Here is a 20347-nt window from a genome sequence, read left to right on the forward strand (position 1 = left end):
GGGTTGGGAGGGGCCTTGTTTGCGAATCCAGCGTGGACTTCGCTGCTTAAGCCCGCTTCGTCAGCGGAAACCGTTCCTTCAGCAGCCGCATCATTGCCTCGCTGGAGGCAGGCGGGCCGAAGAGGTAGCTCTGGCCGTAGTGGCAGCCCATCTTGGCAAGTTCCATCGCGTCCTCGTCGGTCTGGATGCCTTCGGCAACGACCGTCATCTCCAGCCCGCGGGCCATGGCAATGACCGAGCGGAGCAGGATCGAACCCTTTTCGCTCATGTCGCCCACAAGCGCCTTGTCGAGCTTGATCATGTCGAACGGGAACTGGGTCAGATAGGCAAGCGAGGAGTAACCTGTGCCGAAATCGTCGAGCGCCAGGCTAATGCCGGTTTCTTTGAGTTTGGCCAGAATGAGCCGCGCCTGTTCCGGGTTTTCCATCATCAGGCTTTCGGTCAGTTCCAGCTTCAGCTGGTGAGGATTGACCTGCGTCTTGGAGAGAAGCGCCCGAACGTCGTTATAGAGATCCGCGTTTAAAAGCTGCGCACTCGACAGGTTGACCGAAACGAAGATCGGCACTTCGCCGGTCTGTTCCTGCCACGAAACGAGATCGCTTGCTGCGCGTTCCATGGCGAACACGCCGAGCGGGCCGATCAGGTCGCAAACTTCCGCAATCGGGATGAATTCTGCCGGCGGGATCATGCCGCGCTTTGGATGGTCCCAGCGCATCAGGGCCTCGAAGCCCGCGATCTCGCCATCCTTCAAAGAGATGATCGGCTGATAGGCGAGCGACAGTTCCTTGCGTTCCAGCGCGCGGCGAAGGTCGGTTTCGATCTGCAGCCGGTCGGTGCTCGATGTGCGGAAGATCGGCCGGAACGGCTCCACCTTGTTGCCGCCGCCGCGTTTCGCCCGGTACATGGCAAGTTCGGCATCCGCCAGAAGGCCGGCAGCGCTTTCCTGCTGGTCGACAAACGAGGCAAGCCCGATCGATGCGGTGAGAACGATCTCGCGATTGGCGTAGTTGATCGGCACCATGATTGCCTGCGAAACCGCATCGGCGAAATCGGCGATCTTGGCCGGGTCTCGCTCGGAGACCAGGATCAGGCCGAACTGGTCACCGGCAAGACGCGCCAGCGTATCCTGCGGCTTTAAGAGCCGGCGCAGGCGGCGCGTCAGTGCGATCAGCATGTTGTCGCCGGCGGCAATGCCGAGTGAGTCATTGACCTGCTTGTAGCGGTCGAGGTCGATCGCCATCACCGTCGGGCGCACGCTGTCGCCGCTGGCGGCAAGTGTGAGCACGCCCTGCAGCCTGTCGAGGAAGACCTGGCGGTTCGGCAAGCCTGTCAGGTTGTCGTGCAACGCATCCTGCAACAGTCGTTCGACCGAATTCTTCTGCTCCGTCACATCGATGATGATGCCGACGCAGCGGATGATTTCGCCATTGGAACCGAGTACCGGCCGGGCACGGATTTGCAGCCAGTGGAAATGCCCGTCTTCGGCGCGGATGCGGAATTCGTGATGCAGGCGGCCGCGGCGATGTTCGAGCAGCACGTCGAGCGTGGCACGGAACCGGTCGCGGTCATCGGGGTGAAGGCGCGGGACCCAGTTGCGCACCGGGCCGTGCATCGCGCCGGGTTCAAGACCCAGACGGCCGGAAATATCCGGCGTGGTGACGACGCGGTCGCGCGCCACATCCCAGTCCCAGACCGTATCGCCCGAACCCGTCAGCGCCAGGGACTGGCGTTCCAGATCGGAGAAAAGTCCCTGTTGATAGGCGCCGCCGGCAAAGGCGTGCTGCATGACGGTAAAGCCGATCAGAAGCACGATCAGGACAAGACCGCCACCGAGTGCCGGTTGGATGATGTCGTTGTCGAGCTGCCCCGTCACCGTCAGCCAGCTGCCGAACAGCCAGACGAGGATCAGCGTCCATGTCGGCACCAATAGGATGGCGCGGTCATAGCGGTTGAAACCGAGATAGATGATCAGCGCGATGCCGACCGTTCCCGTCAGTGCGAAGGAAAGCCGGGCGATGCCGGCTGCGACCGAGGGATCATAGATCGCCACGCCGCCGAGCAGAACAAGGCCGACAACCCAGGCCAGCGTCGCGTATCCGAGATGCACGTGCCAGCGGTTGAGATTGAGATAGGTGAACAAGAAGATGACGAGCGAGGAGGCGAGCGCCACTTCCGCGCCCGCGCGCCATATGCGCTGGTCGCTGGAGGTAATGGTGATCAGCTTGTCGAGAAAGCCGAAGTCGACGCAGATATAGGCCAGCACCGCCCAGGCGAGGGCTGCCGCAGCCGGCAGCATCGAGGTTCCCTTGACGACGAAAAGAATGGTCAGGAACACCGCCAGCAGACCGGCAATGCCGAGCACGATGCCGCGATAGAGTGTGAACGAGTTGACCGTGTCCTTGTAGGCATCCGGTTGCCAGAGATAAATCTGCGGCAGAGAAGGGCTGGCCAGTTCTGCTACGAACGTTATCGTCGAGCCGGGATTGAGCGTGATGCGGAACACGTCCGCGTCAGGGCTTGGCAGACGGTCGAGTGAGAAGCCTTCGGAAGGCGTGATCGCTGTGATGCGTTGTGAACCAAGGTCCGGCCAGAACACTTTGGAGCCTACGAGGCGGAAATGCGGTGCGACAATCACGCGCTCCAGCTGTTCTTCCGAAACGTTGGACAAGGCAAAAACCGCCCAGTCGCCCTGGTGGCCGGGATTACTGGAACGTACCTCGATACGTCGCCGGATGCCATCGCCGCCTGCCGCGGTGGAAACCTGGAACGCCTCGCCCTGGTTGGCGTAGATGTCGGTCGTTGCTGTCAGGTCAAGCGCCGTGTCGTCGCGGGAGATCTTGACAGGTTCAGCCGCGCGCGCGCCGTTAAGCCCGAACGCCAGAATGGCGACGATTGTCAGCAGCAGGAGTTTCAGGCCAGAGGCCCGATACGCAGAACAAAAACGCATACTTTCGATCATGGCCCGACCATTTTCCCGAATTCGCCGTCTTCCGGCAACCGGGAAAACATCATGTGGTCGTGCCACTCGCCATTTATTTTCAGATACTTCCGCAAAAGACCTTCCCGCTCGAAGCCGGCTTTTTCCAATAGCCGGATGCTTTTCCAATTTTCCGGAATACAGGCTGCCTCGATCCGGTGCAACTGAAGTCCGCTATAGATATACGGGATTGCCACTCTCAATGCGGCCAACATATGGCCTTGGCCCGCATGTTTTTCGCCCATCCAGTATCCGATCATGCAGCTCTGGGCAGCGCCGCGACGGATGTAGCCGATGGTGAGGCCTCCGAGAAGTTCCATATCTTCCCTGCGGAAAAGCAGCATCGGCATGGCTAATCCCGATGAACATTCCTGGTGTGCACGCAGGACACGTGCACGAAAAGAACTCTCGGTCAGTTCATCTGCCCGCCAAGTCGGCTCCCATGGCTGCAGGAAGCTGCGGCTCTCGGACCGCAGCCTGTACCAATGTTTATAGTCGGAGTTATGCGGCAGCCTCAGCAGATGCCGAGGCCCGGATAACTCTGGTGTGTCCGGTTGACGGGATAGGAACCGGAACACCGATCTACCCATTCGCTTCGGCGCCTCTGGTCAGCCGGCCGCTTTTGCCGAAGGAACCGGAGACGAAAGAGCTGCCGCAATGTCGGACATCGGGGCAAGCTTTTCGATCGGTCCTACGGCAGAAAGCGTCGGCACGGTATCGAAGAACAGACGTCCGGCAAGATCCGTGAGGCGCTCGGTGGTGATGCCTGCCAAGCGCTCCATCATCTCTTCATTCGGGATCGAACGGCCGTATAGCATCATCTGGCGGGCAATCTGGCCAGCGCGCGCAGCCGGGCTTTCCTGGCCCATCAGCAACTGCGCACGGATCTGTGCGCGGGCGCGGTCGATTTCCACCTGATGGATCGTGTCAGCCGCCTTGTGCAACTCGTCGATGATGACGGGGATCAGCTTCGGCAGGTCGTCGGCGCCGGTTGCGGCATGGATGCCGAAAATGCCTGTATCGGAAAAGCCCCAGTGGAAGGCATAGACGGAATAACAGAGACCGCGATGCTCGCGCACTTCCTGGAACAAGCGGGAAGACATGCCCCCGCCGAGAATATTGGCCAGAATCTGCGAACAGTAGAAGTCACGCATGTGGTAGGCTTTGCCCTCGAAACCGAGCAGGACCTGCGTATCCATGAGGTCGCGTTCTTCGCGTATGTCGCCGCCGATATAACGGGCGGCATCGAAGACCGGCGGCGCGCTGGCAACCTGGGGGAGGCCGGCAAACCGTTCCTCGACCTGTTTGCAGAAGGTCTGGTGATCGACGGCGCCTGCTGCCACCACGAACATCCGGTCCGTCGTGTAGTTGCGCGATAGATATCCGCGAATTTGCGTTGGCGTGAAGCTTTTCACCCGTTCCGGTGTGCCGAGGATGGCGCGCCCGATCGTCTGGTCGCGATAGGCGACTTCGGAGAACTTGTCGAACACGACATCGTCCGGCGTGTCGTTGGCTGCGCCAATCTCCTGCAGGATGACGTGTTTTTCGCGCCGCAGCTCTTCTTCGTCGAAAGCGGATTCCGTCAGGATATCGGCGAGAATATCGACCGCCAGCGGTACGTGATCCTTAAGGACACGGGCATAATAGGACGTGGTCTCGGTAGACGTCGCGGCATTCAGCTCGCCGCCGACATCCTCGATTTCCTCGGCGATGTCGCGGGCGCTGCGCCGCGCGGTTCCCTTGAAGGCCATGTGTTCGAGCAGGTGCGCGATACCGTGCTCTTCTGCGGTCTCGTTACGAGACCCCGACTTGATCCAAACGCCGAGAGCCACGCTTTCAAGATGCGGCATGCTTTCGGTGACGACAGTCAGCCCGGAGGGGAGCCGGGTAATCTCTACATTCATACTATGTCTTTCCGGCGCGCTGTTACTTGGCTCGTGCGTTGCTGCCGATAAAGGTTTCGACGGCTTTCAGCTCCGGTTCAAGTATATCGAAGCGCTCCTCCCTTTGCATGAGATCAGACAGCCATGATGGGAGCGCCGGATCAATTCCGCAAGCGGATTTTACGGCCGCCGGGAATTTGGCCGGGTGGGCGGTCGACAGCGTTACCATCGGGCTGGATGGCTTGGCGTTCTTGGCAGCAACGAAGACGCCGGTTGCTGTGTGCGGATCGAGAAGATAGCCGGTGGCGGCAAGCGTCTCGCGAATTGTGGCGGCAACTTGGCGTTCCGTGGCTCGTCCGGCGCGGAATTCTCGCTTGATCGCCTTCAACGCCTTTTCCTTGATCTCGAAGGAGCCGGATTGCTTCAGCCCGTCCATCGAGCGGCGCACGGCGGCATCGTCACGATCATAGGCTTCGAACAGAAGGCGTTCGAAATTGGACGAGATCTGAATATCCATCGAAGGCGAGGTCGTCGCCTTGACGCCCTTCATCTCGTAACGGCCGGTCTTCAGCGTTCGCGCCAGGATATCGTTGTCATTGGTGGCGATGACGAGACGGTCGATCGGCAGGCCCATCTGCTTGGCGACATATCCGGCAAAGATATCACCGAAATTGCCGGTCGGCACGGTGAAGGAGATTTTCCGATCGGGTCCGCCGAGCGAGAGAGCGGCGGTGAAATAATAGACGACCTGGGACATGATGCGTGCCCAGTTGATTGAATTGACGCCAGAAAGCTTGACCTTGTCCCGGAAGGCGGCGTCGTTGAACATCTCTTTGACGAGGTTCTGGCAGTCGTCGAAATTGCCCTTCACCGCGATCGCATGCACGTTCGAAGCGGTCGAGGAGGTCATCTGGCGCTGCTGCACCGGCGAGACCTTTTCATGCGGGAAGAGGATGAAGATATCGGTGCGCTCGCGGCCGGCAAAGGCGTCGATCGCCGCACCGCCGGTATCGCCTGAGGTGGCGCCGACGATCGTCGCGCGCTCGTTTCGCTCGGCAAGCACGTGGTCCATCAGGCGGGCGAGCAACTGCATCGCCACGTCCTTGAACGCGAGCGTCGTGCCGTGGAAGAGTTCGAGAATGAAATCGTTCGGCCCGACCTGCACCAGCGGCACCACAGCCGGATGGCGGAAGGTGGCATAGGCTTCATCGATCATGCCGCGCAGCTTGTCGTCGGCAATCTCGCCATCGACGAAAAGCGACAGGATCTCGAAAGCGACTTCCTGATAGGATTTTCCGCGCAGGGCACGGATCTGTTTTTTCGAAAGGGTGGGCCATTTGCGCGGGACATACAGGCCGCCGTCTTTTGCCAGACCTGCCATGAGCGCATCACGGAAGCCGAGAGCGGGTGCTGTACCCCGGGTAGAAATGTATTCCACGACCTTGAATCCCTAATCGATTTTTGTTCCGACCGCTGATATAGACTATCGAAATCGGCGGTGAAAGACCGGAAAATGCCGGGTCGGTACCGTATCAGAAACGAGGCTGCAAAGGGTTGAGTAACGTGGTTGGCAAGTTCTCTCGCGGTTTTCTGACGTTGTCTTTGGTGGCTGGTTTGGCCAGCTGCAATTCTGCTTCGCAGGGACTGGACATGAGTTCCAACGCTGCTTCTGCCAATGCGCAGCCGGTTCAGGCCGTCGTCCAGGCCTATTGCCCACAGGTCGTGATGCGTGATCAGGATGCTATCTATCGCACCTACGCGCGCGGTGGGCAGGATAACCAGGACAAGCTTCTGTTCCAGGCTTCGTTCAACGACGCGACGCGCCAGTGCACGGCCAACGAAACGACGATGACCATCAATGTCGTCGCCCAGGGCCGCGTCGTGCAGGGGCCAGCAGGCAAGCCGGGTTCTGTCACCCTGCCGGTTCTGGTTGAAGTGGTCGATGGCGACAACGTGCTTTACACCCAGAAGGTAGCTTTCCCGGTCGACATGCCGGCCGGCGGCACGCAGTTCATCTTCTCCAAGGCCGACGTCCAGATCCCCAACGCCGCCGGCGGCGCAACGCGCTTCACCCGCGTCCGTCTCGGCTTCGACAACGGTCCGGCTAAGAAGCCGCGCCGCTCCTGATCTCAGCATTGCAAAAGCTGTGTCGCGACTGCGCGTCGATGTCACGCCGAAAAGAAGCGTATCCGGCCGCATCTGCGGTCGGTATTAAGTCTCCGTTAACCATAATTCCTTAACTCATATTAGCAGATCGTTAATGGCGCTTCGCCTTGACGGCTCTGGTGAGGTGGGAATGTCTGCTCCGGCGATCTCGGCGGGCGCGAAACGGCGTCTCAAATTATGCACGGCCATCGTTTCGGTGGCGTGGCTGCTGCCGGCTGCCGTCTCGGCGCAATCCACCTGGACCGGCGCATCCGACAGTGATTTTTCCAACGATGCCAACTGGACGCCGGCAGCACCCGGCCCAACCGGCGGTGCTGCAATCGGTTCAGGCATACCGACCGTCTCGACGGATACGACGGTCGGCACGATTGATGTTTCCGGCGGCACGCTGCATGTCGATGCCGATCTCTCGGCCATAGGCGGTACAAGCCTTTCGGGAACAGGCCGGCTTGAAATCTCCACCGGCGGGCAACTCTCTTCCGATATCGAGATGAGCGGCGGCAATATCGCCAATTCCGGAACACTGGACGGCAAGCTTCATATGACCGGCGGCGAGACCGTCAATGACGGCACGATCACCGGCAAGACCGTGATCGACGGCGGCAAGCTCGCCAACAATTTCGTCGTCACCGATGTCGATGTCTCGGCCGCCGCGGAATTCGTCAACAATTCGGACGGTCGGGCCGGCAACGTCACCAATGCTGGTACGTCGTCGAATGCCGGCACCATCGGCTCGCTCACCAATACCGGCGGTTCCTTCACCAACAATGACGGCGGCACGATCACCGGTCAGACGAATGTCATCGGCGGCACGGTCACCAATAATTTCGTCGTCACCTATGTGGATGTCGCGGCGGCCGCGATCTTCGTCAACAATACCGGCGCGACGGCGGGAGCGGTTATCAATGCCGGCACCTCGTCCAATGCCGGCACGATTGCCTCGCTCACCAACACCGGCGGCACCTTCACCAACAATGATCAGGGCAGGATTACCGGCGATACGGTTATTACCGCCGGCACGGTGACCAACAATTTCGTCGTTACCGATGTGGATGTCGCGGCTGCCGCGATATTCGTCAACAATACCGGTGCGACCGCTGGAAATGTCACCAATGCCGGCAATTCTTCGAATGCCGGCACGATCGCCTCACTCACCAATATCGGCGGCACCTTCACCAATAATGACGATGGCTCGATCACCGGCGATACGGTGATCACCGGCGGCATGGTGGTCAACAATTTCGTCGTCACCGATGTCGATGTCGCGGCGGCAGCGAGTTTCGTCAACAATACGGGGGCGACGGCAGGCGATGTCACCAATTCAGGCAGCGTCTCGAATGCCGGCACGATTGCATCGCTGACCAATACCGGTGGGACTTTCGTTAACAATGGCACTGGCACGATTACCGGCAGTGCGACGGTCGTCGGTGGCACGCTGGTCAATGACGGCACTGTCGGCGGCGCGATCACGATCGGTTCGGATGGCGTGCTGGCAGGCTCCGGCGCGATCGGCGGGCTGACCGTCGGCTCCGGTGGGACATTCGCGCCGGGTCCGGGCATCGCGACCGTCGCTGTAAACGGTAACGTCACCTTCGAGGAAGGCTCGACCTATCAGGTCGAAGCCGATGCATCCGGTGTTTCCGACCGTCTGAATGCAACAGGAACCGTGACCATCGACGGCGGCACGGTGGAAGTTTTGGCGGGCGCAGGGACTTATGCACCTGGGACCACCTACACGATCCTGACCGGTGATGATGTCATCGGCGAATTCGACGAGGTCAATTCAGATCTGGCCTTTCTGTCGCCGATATTGTCTTACGATCCGACATCCATCACGCTCGGCCTCTACCGTAATGATGTCGATTTTGCCGATGTGGCCGAGACCCAAAACACCCGTGCGACGGCCGAAGCGGTGCAATCTCTCGACCCGACAAGCCCCATCCTCCTCGGTGTCCTTCCACTCAATGCCGCCGGTGCCCGCGATGCTTTCTCGCAGCTGAGCGGCGAGTTGCATGCCTCGCTGAAAAGCCAGTTGCTGCAGCAGGCAGGCCTTGCCCGCGAGGCGGTGATCGACCGGATCAACGGCAATGTGCCGGTTAAGGAAACCGAAGGGGGGCCGAGCTTCTGGATGACCGGGATCGCCGCGACCGACCGCTTCGACAGCGACGGCAACGCGGCAGACATCAACGGCCATGTCGCGGGCCTGATCGCCGGTGTCGATGGCGACGTTTCCGAGCATTGGCGGATCGGCGGCCTCTTCGGCTACACGAATGCGTCTGCGGGCAGCGATGCCGACTGGGACAGCTACAGCGCCGGTCTTTACGCGGCAGCCGAATGGGGAAAGCTCAACTTCACCACGGGCGCGATCTATTCGAAGAACGATATCTCGACCGAACGGAGTGTCGCATTCGGTTCCTTCGAGGATCAGCTCGAGGCCGATTATCGAAGCGCGACGCGGCAGGTCTTTGCCGATCTCGGCTGGCGCGACAAGATCGGGCAGCTGACGCTCGAGCCCTTCGCCAACCTCGCCTATATCAATCTCGAGACCGATGGTTTTCGCGAAACCGGCGGTGCGGCAGCGCTTTCGGCAAATGGCAGTATGGATGACGTGACGCTGACGACGCTCGGCCTCCGGTGGTCGGCCGATATCGGCAATGCCGATCTGCCGACGACGCTTTCAGGCATGTTCGGCTGGCGTCACGCGATCGGCGATCTGACGCCGTCTTCGCGGTTTGCCTTCTCGTCCGGCAGTCCCTTCGTCATCGAAGGTGTTTCGCTGCCGCGCGATACGGCTGTGCTGGAGGCTTCGCTCACCGCGCAGATTTCGAAGACTGCGCGCGTAAAACTCAGCTATTCGGGCGAATTCGCCCATTCCTTTGCCGCACACGCGGCAAAGGCCAGTCTTGTCGTAGATTTCTAAATCAGATCGCGTCGGCCCATTCGCCGAGTGCGGCGACCACGGCCGGCAGGTCCTGCATGCGCGAGATCACCGTCTCGGCACCGGCATCCGTCAGGCGGTCGGCATGGCTCGGATAGGTATGCGATGCGCCGGTAAAGCCGACGACCCGCATGCCGGCAGCCCTTGCAGCGTGGACGCCGTGGGTGGAATCCTCGACCACGAGGCAGCGCGACGGATCGACGCCGAACTGCTGTGCACCATGCAGGAAGATATCCGGCTTCGGCTTTACCCGATCCGGGCCCAGATCCTTGGCCGAATAGATATGCGGGGCGAAATAGGGTTTCAGGCCGACCTTGGTCAGCATCATGTCCAGCCGCGCGCTTGAGGAATTGGAGCAGATGCAGCGCTGGGTGGTCAGTCGGGCAAGCGCGAACTTCACGCCGTCGATGATCTTCACTTCACGTTCCAGCCGGGCATCGAGCAGCTTTTCCGACTTGTCGAGCAGCGAGGCGGAAAGCGGAATATCGGCTTCCTTCTCGATGGTCAGCAGGATGTTCTTCCAGGTCATGCCGGCAAAGCGTTCGCCCATTTCTTCGACGCTGATCGGATACCCGGCTTCCGTCAGCAGCTGGGATTCCACCTTTGCTGCAATGATTTCGGAATCGACGAGCACGCCGTCGCAATCGAAGAGAATGAGGTCGAAACCGCTCATGATGGAGATATACCCTTTTAAGACGTCAGCCGCCTTCTAGCGGATGGGTGCCAGAAGCTCAACCGGTACGGTCGCATGGCTGGGTCAATCGGGACGGGAGGCTTTGACATTTAAGGATCAAGTGGAAACTGCAGCAAAAACTTTCGCTCTCCTTCGGGAGAAAAGAGTATCGCCCGGCTATCCTCGCTGCGCCGCGCCCAGCCCTTGTCGAGCATATGGGCAAGCAGCGCCTTGCCCAGCGTTCCTGCCAGATGCGACCGGCGCTCGCTCCAGTCGAGACAGGATTTGCACAAGGGGCGCCGGCTGGAGGCAAGGCTCGAGAGATCGATGCCGAATGCTGAAAGCTGCGCGCGGCCCTTTTCCGTCATCGTAAGGTTTTCCCCATCCGATGCGATCTCGCCATGGCAGACGAAGCTGTCGAGCATCCGCACGCCAAAATCGCCGGCAAGGTGATCGTAGCAGACCCGCGCCTTCCTGAGCGCCGGATCCTTCGGTCCGGGCCGATAGCGTAGATGTCCGCGGCTTGAGGCAAATCCCATCATCGTCTCGATCAGCCGGGCAGCAGCCTCGTCGGCCAGCGCGAAATAGCGATGCCGCCCCTGTTTGCGCTGCGATAACAGCCCGCCGGCCTCAAGCTTGGAAAGATGCGTGCTCGCCGTCTGCAGCGTGATGCCGCCGATGCCGGCAAGCTCCGTCGCGGTCAGCGCCCGCCCACCGGTGAGCGCGGCCAGCATGTTGGCGCGGGCAGGGTCGCCGATCAGAGAGGCAATCTGGGCAATGTCTGGACCTTCGTTCATGCGAAGGCTTCTAGCATGTTTTTGCCATCGATACTTCGATCGCTATCGAAGCATCGTGGTTGACCGGCATGGCAGAAGGAGCCCGTCACGAGGAAACGAACCCAAGGGAAATGCCATGATCACCTGCTTCATCCGTTACGAGATCGACCCGTTCAAGCGCGACCGTTTTGAACAATATGCCCAAGCCTGGGGTCTGTCGATCCCGCGCAACGGTGCCGATCTGATCGGCTATTTCGGTCCGCATGAAGGATCGGCCACCACCGCCTACGGCATCTACAACATCGAGAGCCTGGCGGCCTATGAGGCCTACCGCGCCCGGCTGGCCGTCGATCCGCTGGGCCGCGAGAATTACGAATTCGCCAAGCGCGAGCGTTTCATCCTCAAGGAAGACCGCATCTTTCTCAAAAACATGTCGCTGCCGCACGGCGCGCCGATGGAGAGGGGAGAAAAACTATGATCGCCGTCATCTTCGAAGTCGTGCCCTATATGGGCGAACGCCACCGTTATCTCGATCTGGCCGGCGAGTTGCGCTCCGAGCTTGAAAAGATCGACGGCTTCATCTCGATCGAGCGTTTCGAAAGCCTCACCCTGCGCGGCAAGCTTCTGTCGCTCTCCTTCTGGCGCGACGAAGAGGCGGTGAAGGCATGGCGCAATGTCGAGGCGCACCGCGCCGCCCAAGCCGCCGGTCGCAACGGCATCTTTGCCGATTACCGTCTGCGGATCGGCCACGTCCTTCGTGACTACGGCATGTTCGAGCGGGCTGAAGCACCGACGGACAGCCGCGAGGTGCATGCTGCGTAACCGACCTCACTCGGCATAACGCGCCTCGGCAAGGTCGATCTCGCGGATAAGCTTGCGGGCGATCTCTTCTGAAACCTTGCGGGCGCGGCTCAGGCGAAAAATCTCGTCGCGCTCGGCGCGCAGTGCGGCGAGGCGCAACCGCTTGTCCACTTCTTCCATCCGCCGGGCCTCTTCGGCCTCGTCGCCGATCTTCGAGCGTCCGTCGATGCGCTGCCGGTAGAGTTCCATCAGCCGGGTGCCGACTTCGCCATAAAGATCGGCATCGGTGCGGCCTTCGCTCATCGCGTGCTGTAGTTTTTCGATCATCCGGATTGCTGCCTCCGCCGAGGCGATGCGAGCCGTATCCTCTTCCTGGTGGTGATCCGGCTCGGGCGGCAACTCGATATCCTTGAGCAGGAAGGGCAGGCCGACACTTGCCGCAACCAGCGAGAAGATGATCACGCCGGCAGCAAGGAAGATCGCCAGATCGCGGGCCGGGAAAGGGGTGATCCCGTCATCGAGAAAGAAGGGCAGCGTCAAGATACCGGCAAGCGTGATGGCGCCGCGCACACCGGCAAGCGAGGTTGCGACCAGCAGCTTCCAGTGCGGCTTGCGGATTTCCTGGCCACGCCGGGCGGCGCGAAACAGGGTGAAATGCAGCGACACCCACACCCACACGAAACGAAGGGCTGCCAGCGCCGCATTGATCGCGATCACGTAGGCGATCAGCCAGATCGGATCGACATGCCCGGTCTCGGTAACGACCCGCGCTGCACCCGCAACAATACCGGGCAGCTGTTCGCCGAGCAGCACGAAGATGATGCCGTTCAATGCAAACTGAACCGTATCCCACACGGCATTGCGCCGTACGCGGGTAATTCCGAGCGCCTTGCCGCGCAGTTCCGCGTAACTCATGGTGATGCCGGCGGCGACCGCCGCAAGGATACCGGAGCAATGCAGGTGTTCGGCAACCAGATAGGCGCCGAAGGGAATGAGCAGGCTGATCAGGATCTGCGCGCCGGGATCTTCGCCGAGCCTGCGCGAAACGATGTCCTTTATCCGCACGACAAGCCATGTCACGCCGAAGCCGATGAGAATGCCGCCGATTGCGACCCACAGGAATGTGCCCAGCGCATCCGCCAGCGAGAATGTGCCGGTGACGGCTGCAGCAACCGCAAACCGCATGCAGACGAGGCCGGATGCGTCGTTGAGTAGCGATTCGCCTTCGAGAATATGCATCAGCCGGGGCGGGATCGGCACGCGTGCGGCAATCGCCGAGACCGCAACAGGATCGGTCGGCGAGACTATCGCCGCAAGCGCGAAGGCGACCGCAAGCGGCATGGCCGGGATCATCCAGTGGATCAAAAACCCGACACCGACAACCGTGAACACCACGAGCCCGAGCGCCAGTTCCAGGATCACGCCCTTGTCGCGAAACAGCCCTTCTTTCGGAATACGCCAGCCATCGAGAAACAGTAGCGGCGGCAGAAACAGCAGGAAGAAGATATCCGGTTCCAGCACTACGCCGTCACCGGTAATTCCGGTAATCGCCGCGCCGAAGGCGATCTGGATCAGCGGCAGCGGGATGGGGAGCGGCAGCAGCCTTGAAATCGTGCCGCTGAGGATGACGGCAAGCAGCAGGACCAGGGCTATCGTGATACTGTCCATGGCTCTTCCATTCCCTGCTGTTCCAAATCAAGGCCCTGAATAGAAAAGCCGTCCACGCTAGGCAAGGGCGCGGGATGGTCGTTCGGGAGATGCGGGGCATCATCTTCGTGCGACAGGTTATGTTTTTCATCGCTTGTAGACTTGAAGAATCCGGCTGTGAAACCTGCCTCCCATATGTTGCAAACCAACTGATTAATTTAGGGATTTTGAAAAATCGATATGGCTGGCGCGCTTCAGATCCTGGCCCATACACCGGCCTATGTATGGTTTCTGCTGTCCTATCTCGTCTGGCAGGGATTGGCCGCGACAAGGACCAGAACACGCCCACTTTGGCGGCTTTTGACCGTCCCGATGATCTTCGTGGTGCTTGGCGTCTGGCCTCTGATCGGAAAGTCTGCATTTGACATCAAACTGGTTGCCATCTGGCTCGGTGCGGGCTTTCTGTTGGCGTTGCCGGGCGTCGTCCTCGGCCCCAGGGTGATCGCACGGGATGCGGCGCGCCGCGAGGTGACGATCTCGGGAAGTATTGTGCCTCTCGTCAGGAACATGGCGCTCTTCGTGTTGCATTATGCGCTTGCCGTCGCGCTTGCGCTTAATCCGGAAGGGATACAAAGCCTCAGCTTGGCCGGTTATGCGCTGTCCGGAGGATCGGTCGGTTATTTTGCCGGATGGGCGTTCATGCTGCGCCGGAATCTGAGTGCTCTCCCGCTTGCGGGGCGCTCAGTTTAGCCCAGCAAACTGGCGGTTGCTCCAAGATCGGTTCGCGAGGGTTAAGGGCCTTTCGCAGGCCATGCGGCAAGCGCCTGTTCGGCAACCGCTTCCAGCGTTTCGCGGCTGAAACCGGCCTTGGCCTGTACCGCCATGCCGTGAAGCACGGCCATCAGATATGCCGCGAGCGCATCGGGTTTTGCGGTTGCGGGCAGGTCACCTTCAGCTTTTGCGCGCTCCAACCGCTCGCGAAACAGCGCTTCGCCGCGCGCGCGAACATCGATCAGCATCTGCCGCACGGGTTCGGCATCATCCGAGCCGGCAAGCAGGCCGGTTATGTTGAAACAGCCGGTATGCTTTGGATATCGCGTGTTGAGATCGATCGCGTTGTAGAGCATGTGGGCTGCGACTTCCCGCGAGGTCGGTTTTTGAAGTGCATCCGGGATATAGTTGAGATATCGCTCGTAATAGCGATCGAGCGCATGGGCAAACAGCGCTTCCTTGTTGCCGAAGGCGGAATAGAGGGCAGGTCTTGCCACGCCGGTGGCCTCGGTGAGGTCGGCATAGGACGCTCCCTCGTAACCCTTGCTCCAGAAGACGCACAAAGCCGCGTCCAGCGCCTTTTCCACGTCGAATTCGCGATGACGACCCATGTGATCAGCCCGGAAATATTTTCATAACGACCATTATTAAACCGCTTGACGACCCACGTCAAATTTCATACCGATTGTTATAGTAATGATCGTTACTCAAACAAATCGGGCGATTCAATATCCGGAAACGCCTCGGCTTCTAAGGAAAGGTTACCCATGTCGAAAATCTTGAAGGGCAAGGTTGCCCTCGTAACCGGCGGCTCTCGTGGGCTCGGCGCAGTAACTGCGCAAGCCCTGGCGGACGAAGGTGCCGATGTTGCGATCAGTTATGTCTCCTCCGCCGAGAAGGCCGAAGCTCTGGTCGAAAAGCTGAAAGCTAAGGGCGTTCGCGCTCTGGCGATCCGTAGCGACCAGGCTGATATGTCGGCCGCCAAACCGCTGGTCGATAAGGTGATCGCGCATTTCGGCAAGCTCGATATCCTTATCAACAATGCGGCGATTGCCGTACAGGGCAAGCCCGTCGACGATCCCGCCCTTGATATCGTCAACCTCGACCGTCAGTGGCAGGTCAATGTCATGGGATCGGTTGCTGTGACCCGCGCTGCGGCGCCGGTCCTGTCGGACGGTGGACGGATCATTTTCATCGGCTCTCTCTTGGGCACACGCGTGCCTTTTCCGGGCGCTGCCGATTATGCGGGTAGCAAGTCGGCGCTGATCGGTTATGCCAAGGGTGTCGCTCGCGATCTTGGCGGGCGAAATATCACGGTCAATGTCGTTCAGCCCGGTGTCATGCCAACCGATATGTCCGTAGAGGTTCTGGGCGACGAAGTGCCGGAAGCAATGCTCAACATGCATCCCATCCGCCGCATAGCGACGCTTGAGGAAGTCTCGGGCCTCGTCATTCATCTGGTCGGCCCGAATGGTGGATACATGACCGGCGGCGTCATCGACGTTGCGGGAGGCTTTGGAATCTGAAGATATAATCCACGTTTTCGGCCGGCGCCCGGATGTGCGCCGGCCACACCACCTTATTCTCGCCACAGGGTTGATATCATAGCGCTCCGACCTGCAGCCGCCTGTCGCGAAAGAAACATGAGTGCCCGAAAATCCGTCATCCGCACGCGTGAAGAAACGTGTTGTCCTGCATTTCCCCGGCTTTGAACCATTGGACGCGGAACGGCATCGGACCCGTTACGAAAGAGCGATGCAGAAGACCGCCGAACTCTGGGGTCTGAACGCCAGGATCGACGCTTTGTGTCATGAGCCCAGCCGGCCGTATTTCGATATCGAGACCAGCCGGCCCGGAGATGCCTGGCAGACATCGACGCGTTTTTTTGTCTTCGATCACGGAGCGATCGTTGATCATCTGTCAGATCGACCGATGCTAACGCGGATTGCTCAAGGTTTTCGCAGTGCTGCAGCCGTTGTGCTTGAGGGCGGCGCTTTCGGTTATTTCCGCCATGCCTGGCGTTTCGGTCTCTTTTTCATCTTCCCGTTTCTTCTGGTAGCGCTGGCGCTTGCGATCAGTGCGGCGCTCGCAACCTATCCTCTGTGGCTGGGCCTCGGCCTGTGGCAACTGCCGGTCGGCATTGCTCTCGGTTATCTCTTTTTCGTCAAGCTGTTCATTCCATGGTCGGGGCGGTTTCACACGCTGCACCTGTTTTCAGACTGGGAAATGGCAGTTGCCGTATCCCGGCTGGATGACCTCATGGTCAACGATTGGATTGAGGCGGCCGCTCAGTCGGCCAGGCAGGCATTCGAACTGGACGCGGATGAATATGTCGTCAGTTCCCACAGTATGGGATCCAGCATGGCTGCCCATACGGTCGGTCTCTTGCTCGAAAGGGAGCCCGGTCTGCTGGATGGCAAGAAAGTAGTTTTTGTCACTCTTGGCGGAGCTATGCTTCAATGCGCGCTGCTGCGCTCGGCGACGGTGCTTCGTGCCCGGGTGGGGGCGATCGCCTACGCAAAAAACATCATCTGGTTCGAAGTGCAGTGTCTGACGGATGTCATCAGTTTCTATAAGTCCCCGGTAACGGGCCTGACCGGACATGCGGAGGCACCGCAGCCACGGCTCGTTTTTATCCGCCTCCGAAACATGCTCTCCGCCGAGCGTTACCGGAAGGTCAAGTTGGACTTCCTCAGGGTGCATCGTCAATATGTGATGGCGTCCGATCGACGCACGAATTTCGATTTCGGCCTGATGACGGCGGGGCCGTTGCCTGCCGAATATATGGAACGCTCTCTTGGTGATTGGCCGCCGGAGGATGAATTGCTGGTCAGTGCGAGGGATACAGACCTTAAGAAGGCCTGATCTCGGGTGCTCATGGCGTACGATTCCATCCAATCTGTGGTTGCATGAAATAATATCACCGCCGCTTATTTCCTGTCCTGATGGCAAAATTTCCCGAAATAATTCAGCTGCTTCAGCATTTGGTAACCAGATTGAGTAACCATAACAGCCAATAAATTCGTTTTATGTATAGCGTAGCGAGTGTGAAAATGGCTGCTGTTCTTCCGCTGAACGATCTGAAGCATCAGGTCCGTCCCGACGCGTGGATGAATTCCATCATCAAGGGTGATTGCGTTGCAGCTCTCGAAGCGCTGCCGGATCATTCCGTCGACGCGATCTTCGCTGACCCGCCATATAACCTCCAGCTCGGTGGCACGCTGCATCGCCCGGATCATTCGGTCGTTGATGCCGTGGATGACGAGTGGGACCAGTTCGCCTCGTTTGAAATGTATGATGCCTTCACTCGCGCCTGGCTGCTCGCCTGCCGCCGCGTGCTCAAGCCGGCCGGCACCATCTGGGTGATCGGCTCATACCACAACATTTTCCGCGTCGGCGCGATCATGCAGGACCTGAATTTCTGGCTGCTGAACGACATCGTCTGGCGCAAGGTCAACCCGATGCCGAACTTCAAGGGTCGCCGGTTCCAGAATGCCCATGAGACAATGATCTGGGCCAGCCGCGATTCCAAGGCCAAGGGCTACACCTTTAATTACGATGCGTTGAAAGCGTCGAACGACGACGTGCAGATGCGCTCCGACTGGCTGTTCCCGATCTGCTCGGGCGGCGAACGCCTGAAGGGTGAGGACGGCAAGAAGGTGCATCCGACGCAGAAGCCGGAAGCGCTGCTCGCTCGCGTCATCATGGCATCGACCAAGCCCGGTGATGTCATCCTCGACCCATTCTTTGGCTCCGGCACGACTGGTGCGGTCGCCAAGCGCCTCGGCCGCAACTTCGTCGGCATTGAGCGCGAGCAGGTCTATATTGATGCAGCGTCTGCCCGTATCGAAGTGGTAGAACCGCTCGGCAAGGCGGAACTGACCGTCATGACGGGCAAGAAGGCCGAGCCGCGCGTTGCCTTCAACGTGCTGATCGAGGCCGGGCTGTTGAAGCCGGGCCAGGTTCTGACCGATGCCCGCCGCCGCTACAGCGCGATCATCCGCGCCGATGGCACGCTGGCATCCGGTGGTGACGCCGGCTCGATCCACCGGCTCGGCGCAAAGGTACAGGGCTTTGATGCCTGCAATGGATGGACCTTCTGGCACTTCGACGACGGCCAGTCCCTGCGTCCGATCGATGAACTCCGCGTCGTCATTCGCAACGATCTTGCCAAGCTGGACTGAACCACCAGTCTTACGCCCCCAGTCTGGTCGAGATCGCAGAGCTCCTCTTCCGGTTTTGTACCTCTAGTCCTGGAAGAGGATAATCGGCGCCCGGGTGGCTGTACCCGGGCGCCATTTTCTTGGCCTTTTAGAAGAAACGTGTTCTGCGAAGCCTGACGCGACCCGCGAGAAGATCGCAGTAACCGGCCAGATAGATGCCGCCTTCCGCGACGCTGATCTTCGTTGGACCAGTGGCTTCGAAGGTCTCGGTTGTCGTATCCGCAACAGCTCCATCCATATAGATGATCTCGACCGTGAGCTTCCTGCCCAAACGGGAAAGTGTGACCGATTTGCGCAGCCCATCTTCCATGTCGAAGGCATAGTTTCTCGCAAAATCCTCTTCGAGTGTCTGAAAGGTCTGCATGGATTTGTCGGGATGGGACATCAGGTGCAGCTATCGATACGGGTTGTCACGAAATGTTTTGAACGCCAATCTCATAGGCAGATGGGCAAAAATCATGAAATCCACTTGAAGTTGTGGTTTCGGCAGATAATCTTCGTTTTCATTACCGGCGTGCGGATCGTGAATAATTCTCAAGGCTAGTAAAAATAATTTCACCTGCAAACTGATTTCTACTCAGGGTTTCAAGGCATGAAAATTCCCCTCGAAGGAGATGTCGCGGCAAAGATAGAGGCCAAGCTGGCCAAGTTTTCCCGCGGTTGGGAAAAGTTGGAACTGGACTCCTTGCGTCGGGCGACATCGTTCAAAGTCCTGATACTCTGCGAAATGCTGGGCGGTCGCACCAAGGCGGCGAAGGCGGCGGAACTTTCCGACAATACGCTCGACAACTATCGTCACGGCATAAAAGATCCCACCTATGCCACGTTGGGGCTGATGGCAGAAAAAGCCGGTATCGCGTCGCGCTATCTTGGCGGAGAGTGGTCGCTCGAGGCGGACAGTATCCGCATCGATCTTTTCGATCATCTCGGAGCTATGCGCTTTTCGCCGCCGCCTGGTCTTATGGACAATCCATCCCAGCCTTATATCCATGGCTATGACGAGATAAGGCCGTCATCAGCGGCCGCCGTTGCGGTCATTGAGGATTATTGGGCGAGACTGGGCATCAACCCGGATGCGGTCACTGCACTTCTGGCCGAAGGTGACAGTATGGCTCCCACGATCGCAGACCAGGCGCCGCTTTTTGTCGACACCGGAGACCGCGAACTTGCCGATGGTGGCATTTATGCACTGCGCATCGAAAACCGCCTTGTTATCCGTCGCGTGCAGCGCCTGATCGAAGGGGGAGTGCAGCTTCTGGCCGATAACAGCGCCGTATATCCTTCGCAGACAATCGGACCATCCCTATCTGCCGAACTTGAGGTCATCGGCCGAGTGAGAAGCGCAGTCATCGCCTGTTGACGATGAAGCGGATCCGGCAGGGCGTAAGGCCGCTTTGATCCAGCGCGCGAATTCGATGGCTGCGGACTATCCAGGCGCCGATACCACTAGGCGGTCATTAACTTCTTCGCAAAGATCATGAAATCAAACAAG

The 20347-nt window shown here is 59.5% G+C and carries 17 protein-coding genes and 1 pseudogene; 9 read left to right on the forward strand and 9 right to left on the reverse strand.

Features of this window, described 5'->3' with window-relative positions; all coding sequences use genetic code 11:
* Positions 1-46 precede the first annotated feature (46 nt).
* The 4 genes and pseudogenes from JNB91_RS25160 to thrC all read right to left on the reverse strand — a co-directional run.
* A pseudogene (locus JNB91_RS25160) lies at positions 47-2857 on the reverse strand (EAL domain-containing protein); the annotation flags it as partial.
* Between the two features lie 98 nt (positions 2858-2955).
* Positions 2956-3567: a GNAT family N-acetyltransferase gene (locus JNB91_RS25165; protein ID WP_220328227.1), complete on the reverse strand. Its 612-nt coding sequence runs from the start codon at positions 3565-3567 to the stop codon at positions 2956-2958.
* Positions 3568-3585: 18 nt separating this feature from the next.
* On the reverse strand, positions 3586-4881 hold the full coding sequence (locus JNB91_RS25170) for a M16 family metallopeptidase (protein ID WP_220328228.1): 1296 nt from the start codon (positions 4879-4881) through the stop codon (positions 3586-3588).
* Between the two features lie 22 nt (positions 4882-4903).
* Entirely contained in the window at positions 4904-6298 is a 1395-nt protein-coding gene (gene thrC / locus JNB91_RS25175; RefSeq protein WP_220328229.1) for a threonine synthase, read from the reverse strand.
* A 212-nt stretch (positions 6299-6510) separates the two neighbouring features.
* Between thrC and JNB91_RS25180 the strand changes: the two genes are divergently transcribed.
* Positions 6511-6987 (forward strand): PilZ domain-containing protein, encoded by a 477-nt coding sequence (locus tag JNB91_RS25180; RefSeq protein WP_223218380.1) that lies wholly within the window; start codon positions 6511-6513, stop codon positions 6985-6987.
* A gap of 133 nt (positions 6988-7120) precedes the next feature.
* On the forward strand, positions 7121-9946 hold the full coding sequence (locus tag JNB91_RS25185; RefSeq protein ID WP_223218381.1) for an autotransporter outer membrane beta-barrel domain-containing protein: 2826 nt from the start codon (positions 7121-7123) through the stop codon (positions 9944-9946).
* 1 nt (position 9947) lies between these two features.
* Here the strand turns inward: JNB91_RS25185 and JNB91_RS25190 are convergent, their stop codons facing one another.
* A complete protein-coding gene (locus JNB91_RS25190) occupies positions 9948-10637 on the reverse strand; it encodes an HAD family hydrolase (protein ID WP_220328230.1) in 690 nt (229 codons plus the stop codon).
* A 110-nt stretch (positions 10638-10747) separates the two neighbouring features.
* Entirely contained in the window at positions 10748-11434 is a 687-nt protein-coding gene (locus JNB91_RS25195; protein WP_220328231.1) for an ArsR/SmtB family transcription factor, read from the reverse strand.
* A 115-nt stretch (positions 11435-11549) separates the two neighbouring features.
* On the opposite strand from JNB91_RS25195, the gene JNB91_RS25200 reads away from it, so the two are divergent.
* Together JNB91_RS25200 and JNB91_RS25205 are read left to right on the forward strand one after the other, a co-directional pair.
* Positions 11550-11891 carry an NIPSNAP family protein gene (locus JNB91_RS25200; protein ID WP_220328232.1) on the forward strand — a complete coding sequence of 114 codons (342 nt, stop codon included), beginning with the start codon at positions 11550-11552 and terminating at the stop codon, positions 11889-11891.
* Positions 11888-12235: an antibiotic biosynthesis monooxygenase family protein gene (locus JNB91_RS25205; RefSeq protein ID WP_220328233.1), complete on the forward strand. Its 348-nt coding sequence runs from the start codon at positions 11888-11890 to the stop codon at positions 12233-12235. Before JNB91_RS25200 ends, JNB91_RS25205 begins: the two co-directional genes overlap by 4 nt.
* A gap of 6 nt (positions 12236-12241) precedes the next feature.
* Here the strand turns inward: JNB91_RS25205 and JNB91_RS25210 are convergent, their stop codons facing one another.
* Positions 12242-13882 carry a Na+/H+ antiporter gene (locus tag JNB91_RS25210; RefSeq protein ID WP_220328234.1) on the reverse strand — a complete coding sequence of 547 codons (1641 nt, stop codon included), beginning with the start codon at positions 13880-13882 and terminating at the stop codon, positions 12242-12244.
* A gap of 219 nt (positions 13883-14101) precedes the next feature.
* On the opposite strand from JNB91_RS25210, the gene JNB91_RS25215 reads away from it, so the two are divergent.
* On the forward strand, positions 14102-14611 hold the full coding sequence (locus tag JNB91_RS25215; RefSeq protein WP_220328235.1) for a DUF6622 family protein: 510 nt from the start codon (positions 14102-14104) through the stop codon (positions 14609-14611).
* Between the two features lie 41 nt (positions 14612-14652).
* On the opposite strand, the gene JNB91_RS25220 is transcribed toward JNB91_RS25215, so the two are convergent.
* The gene (locus JNB91_RS25220; protein WP_220328236.1) at positions 14653-15243 is read right to left on the reverse strand and encodes a TetR/AcrR family transcriptional regulator; all 591 of its coding nucleotides are present in this window, start codon (positions 15241-15243) and stop codon (positions 14653-14655) included.
* Between the two features lie 156 nt (positions 15244-15399).
* Here JNB91_RS25220 and JNB91_RS25225 point away from each other — a divergent pair, with 156 nt between their 5' ends.
* The 3 genes from JNB91_RS25225 (at position 15400) to JNB91_RS25235 (ending at position 18816) form a co-directional block, all read left to right on the forward strand.
* Positions 15400-16158: an SDR family NAD(P)-dependent oxidoreductase gene (locus JNB91_RS25225; protein ID WP_220328237.1), complete on the forward strand. Its 759-nt coding sequence runs from the start codon at positions 15400-15402 to the stop codon at positions 16156-16158.
* Between the two features lie 229 nt (positions 16159-16387).
* Positions 16388-17497, forward strand: a complete 1110-nt coding sequence (locus JNB91_RS25230) for a hypothetical protein (protein ID WP_223218382.1) — start codon at positions 16388-16390, stop codon at positions 17495-17497.
* A gap of 188 nt (positions 17498-17685) precedes the next feature.
* Positions 17686-18816 carry a site-specific DNA-methyltransferase gene (locus tag JNB91_RS25235; RefSeq protein ID WP_220328239.1) on the forward strand — a complete coding sequence of 377 codons (1131 nt, stop codon included), beginning with the start codon at positions 17686-17688 and terminating at the stop codon, positions 18814-18816.
* 127 nt (positions 18817-18943) lie between these two features.
* On the opposite strand, the gene JNB91_RS25240 is transcribed toward JNB91_RS25235, so the two are convergent.
* Complete coding sequence (locus tag JNB91_RS25240) at positions 18944-19219, reverse strand: hypothetical protein (protein ID WP_220328240.1); 276 nt, start codon at positions 19217-19219, stop codon at positions 18944-18946.
* Positions 19220-19447: 228 nt separating this feature from the next.
* On the opposite strand from JNB91_RS25240, the gene JNB91_RS25245 reads away from it, so the two are divergent.
* The gene (locus tag JNB91_RS25245) at positions 19448-20215 is read left to right on the forward strand and encodes a S24 family peptidase (RefSeq protein WP_220328241.1); all 768 of its coding nucleotides are present in this window, start codon (positions 19448-19450) and stop codon (positions 20213-20215) included.
* Positions 20216-20347 lie beyond the last annotated feature (132 nt).

Origin of the sequence: Aliirhizobium wenxiniae, from assembly GCF_019511445.1 — a bacterium.
Lineage (GTDB): Bacteria > Pseudomonadota > Alphaproteobacteria > Rhizobiales > Rhizobiaceae > Neorhizobium > Neorhizobium wenxiniae_A.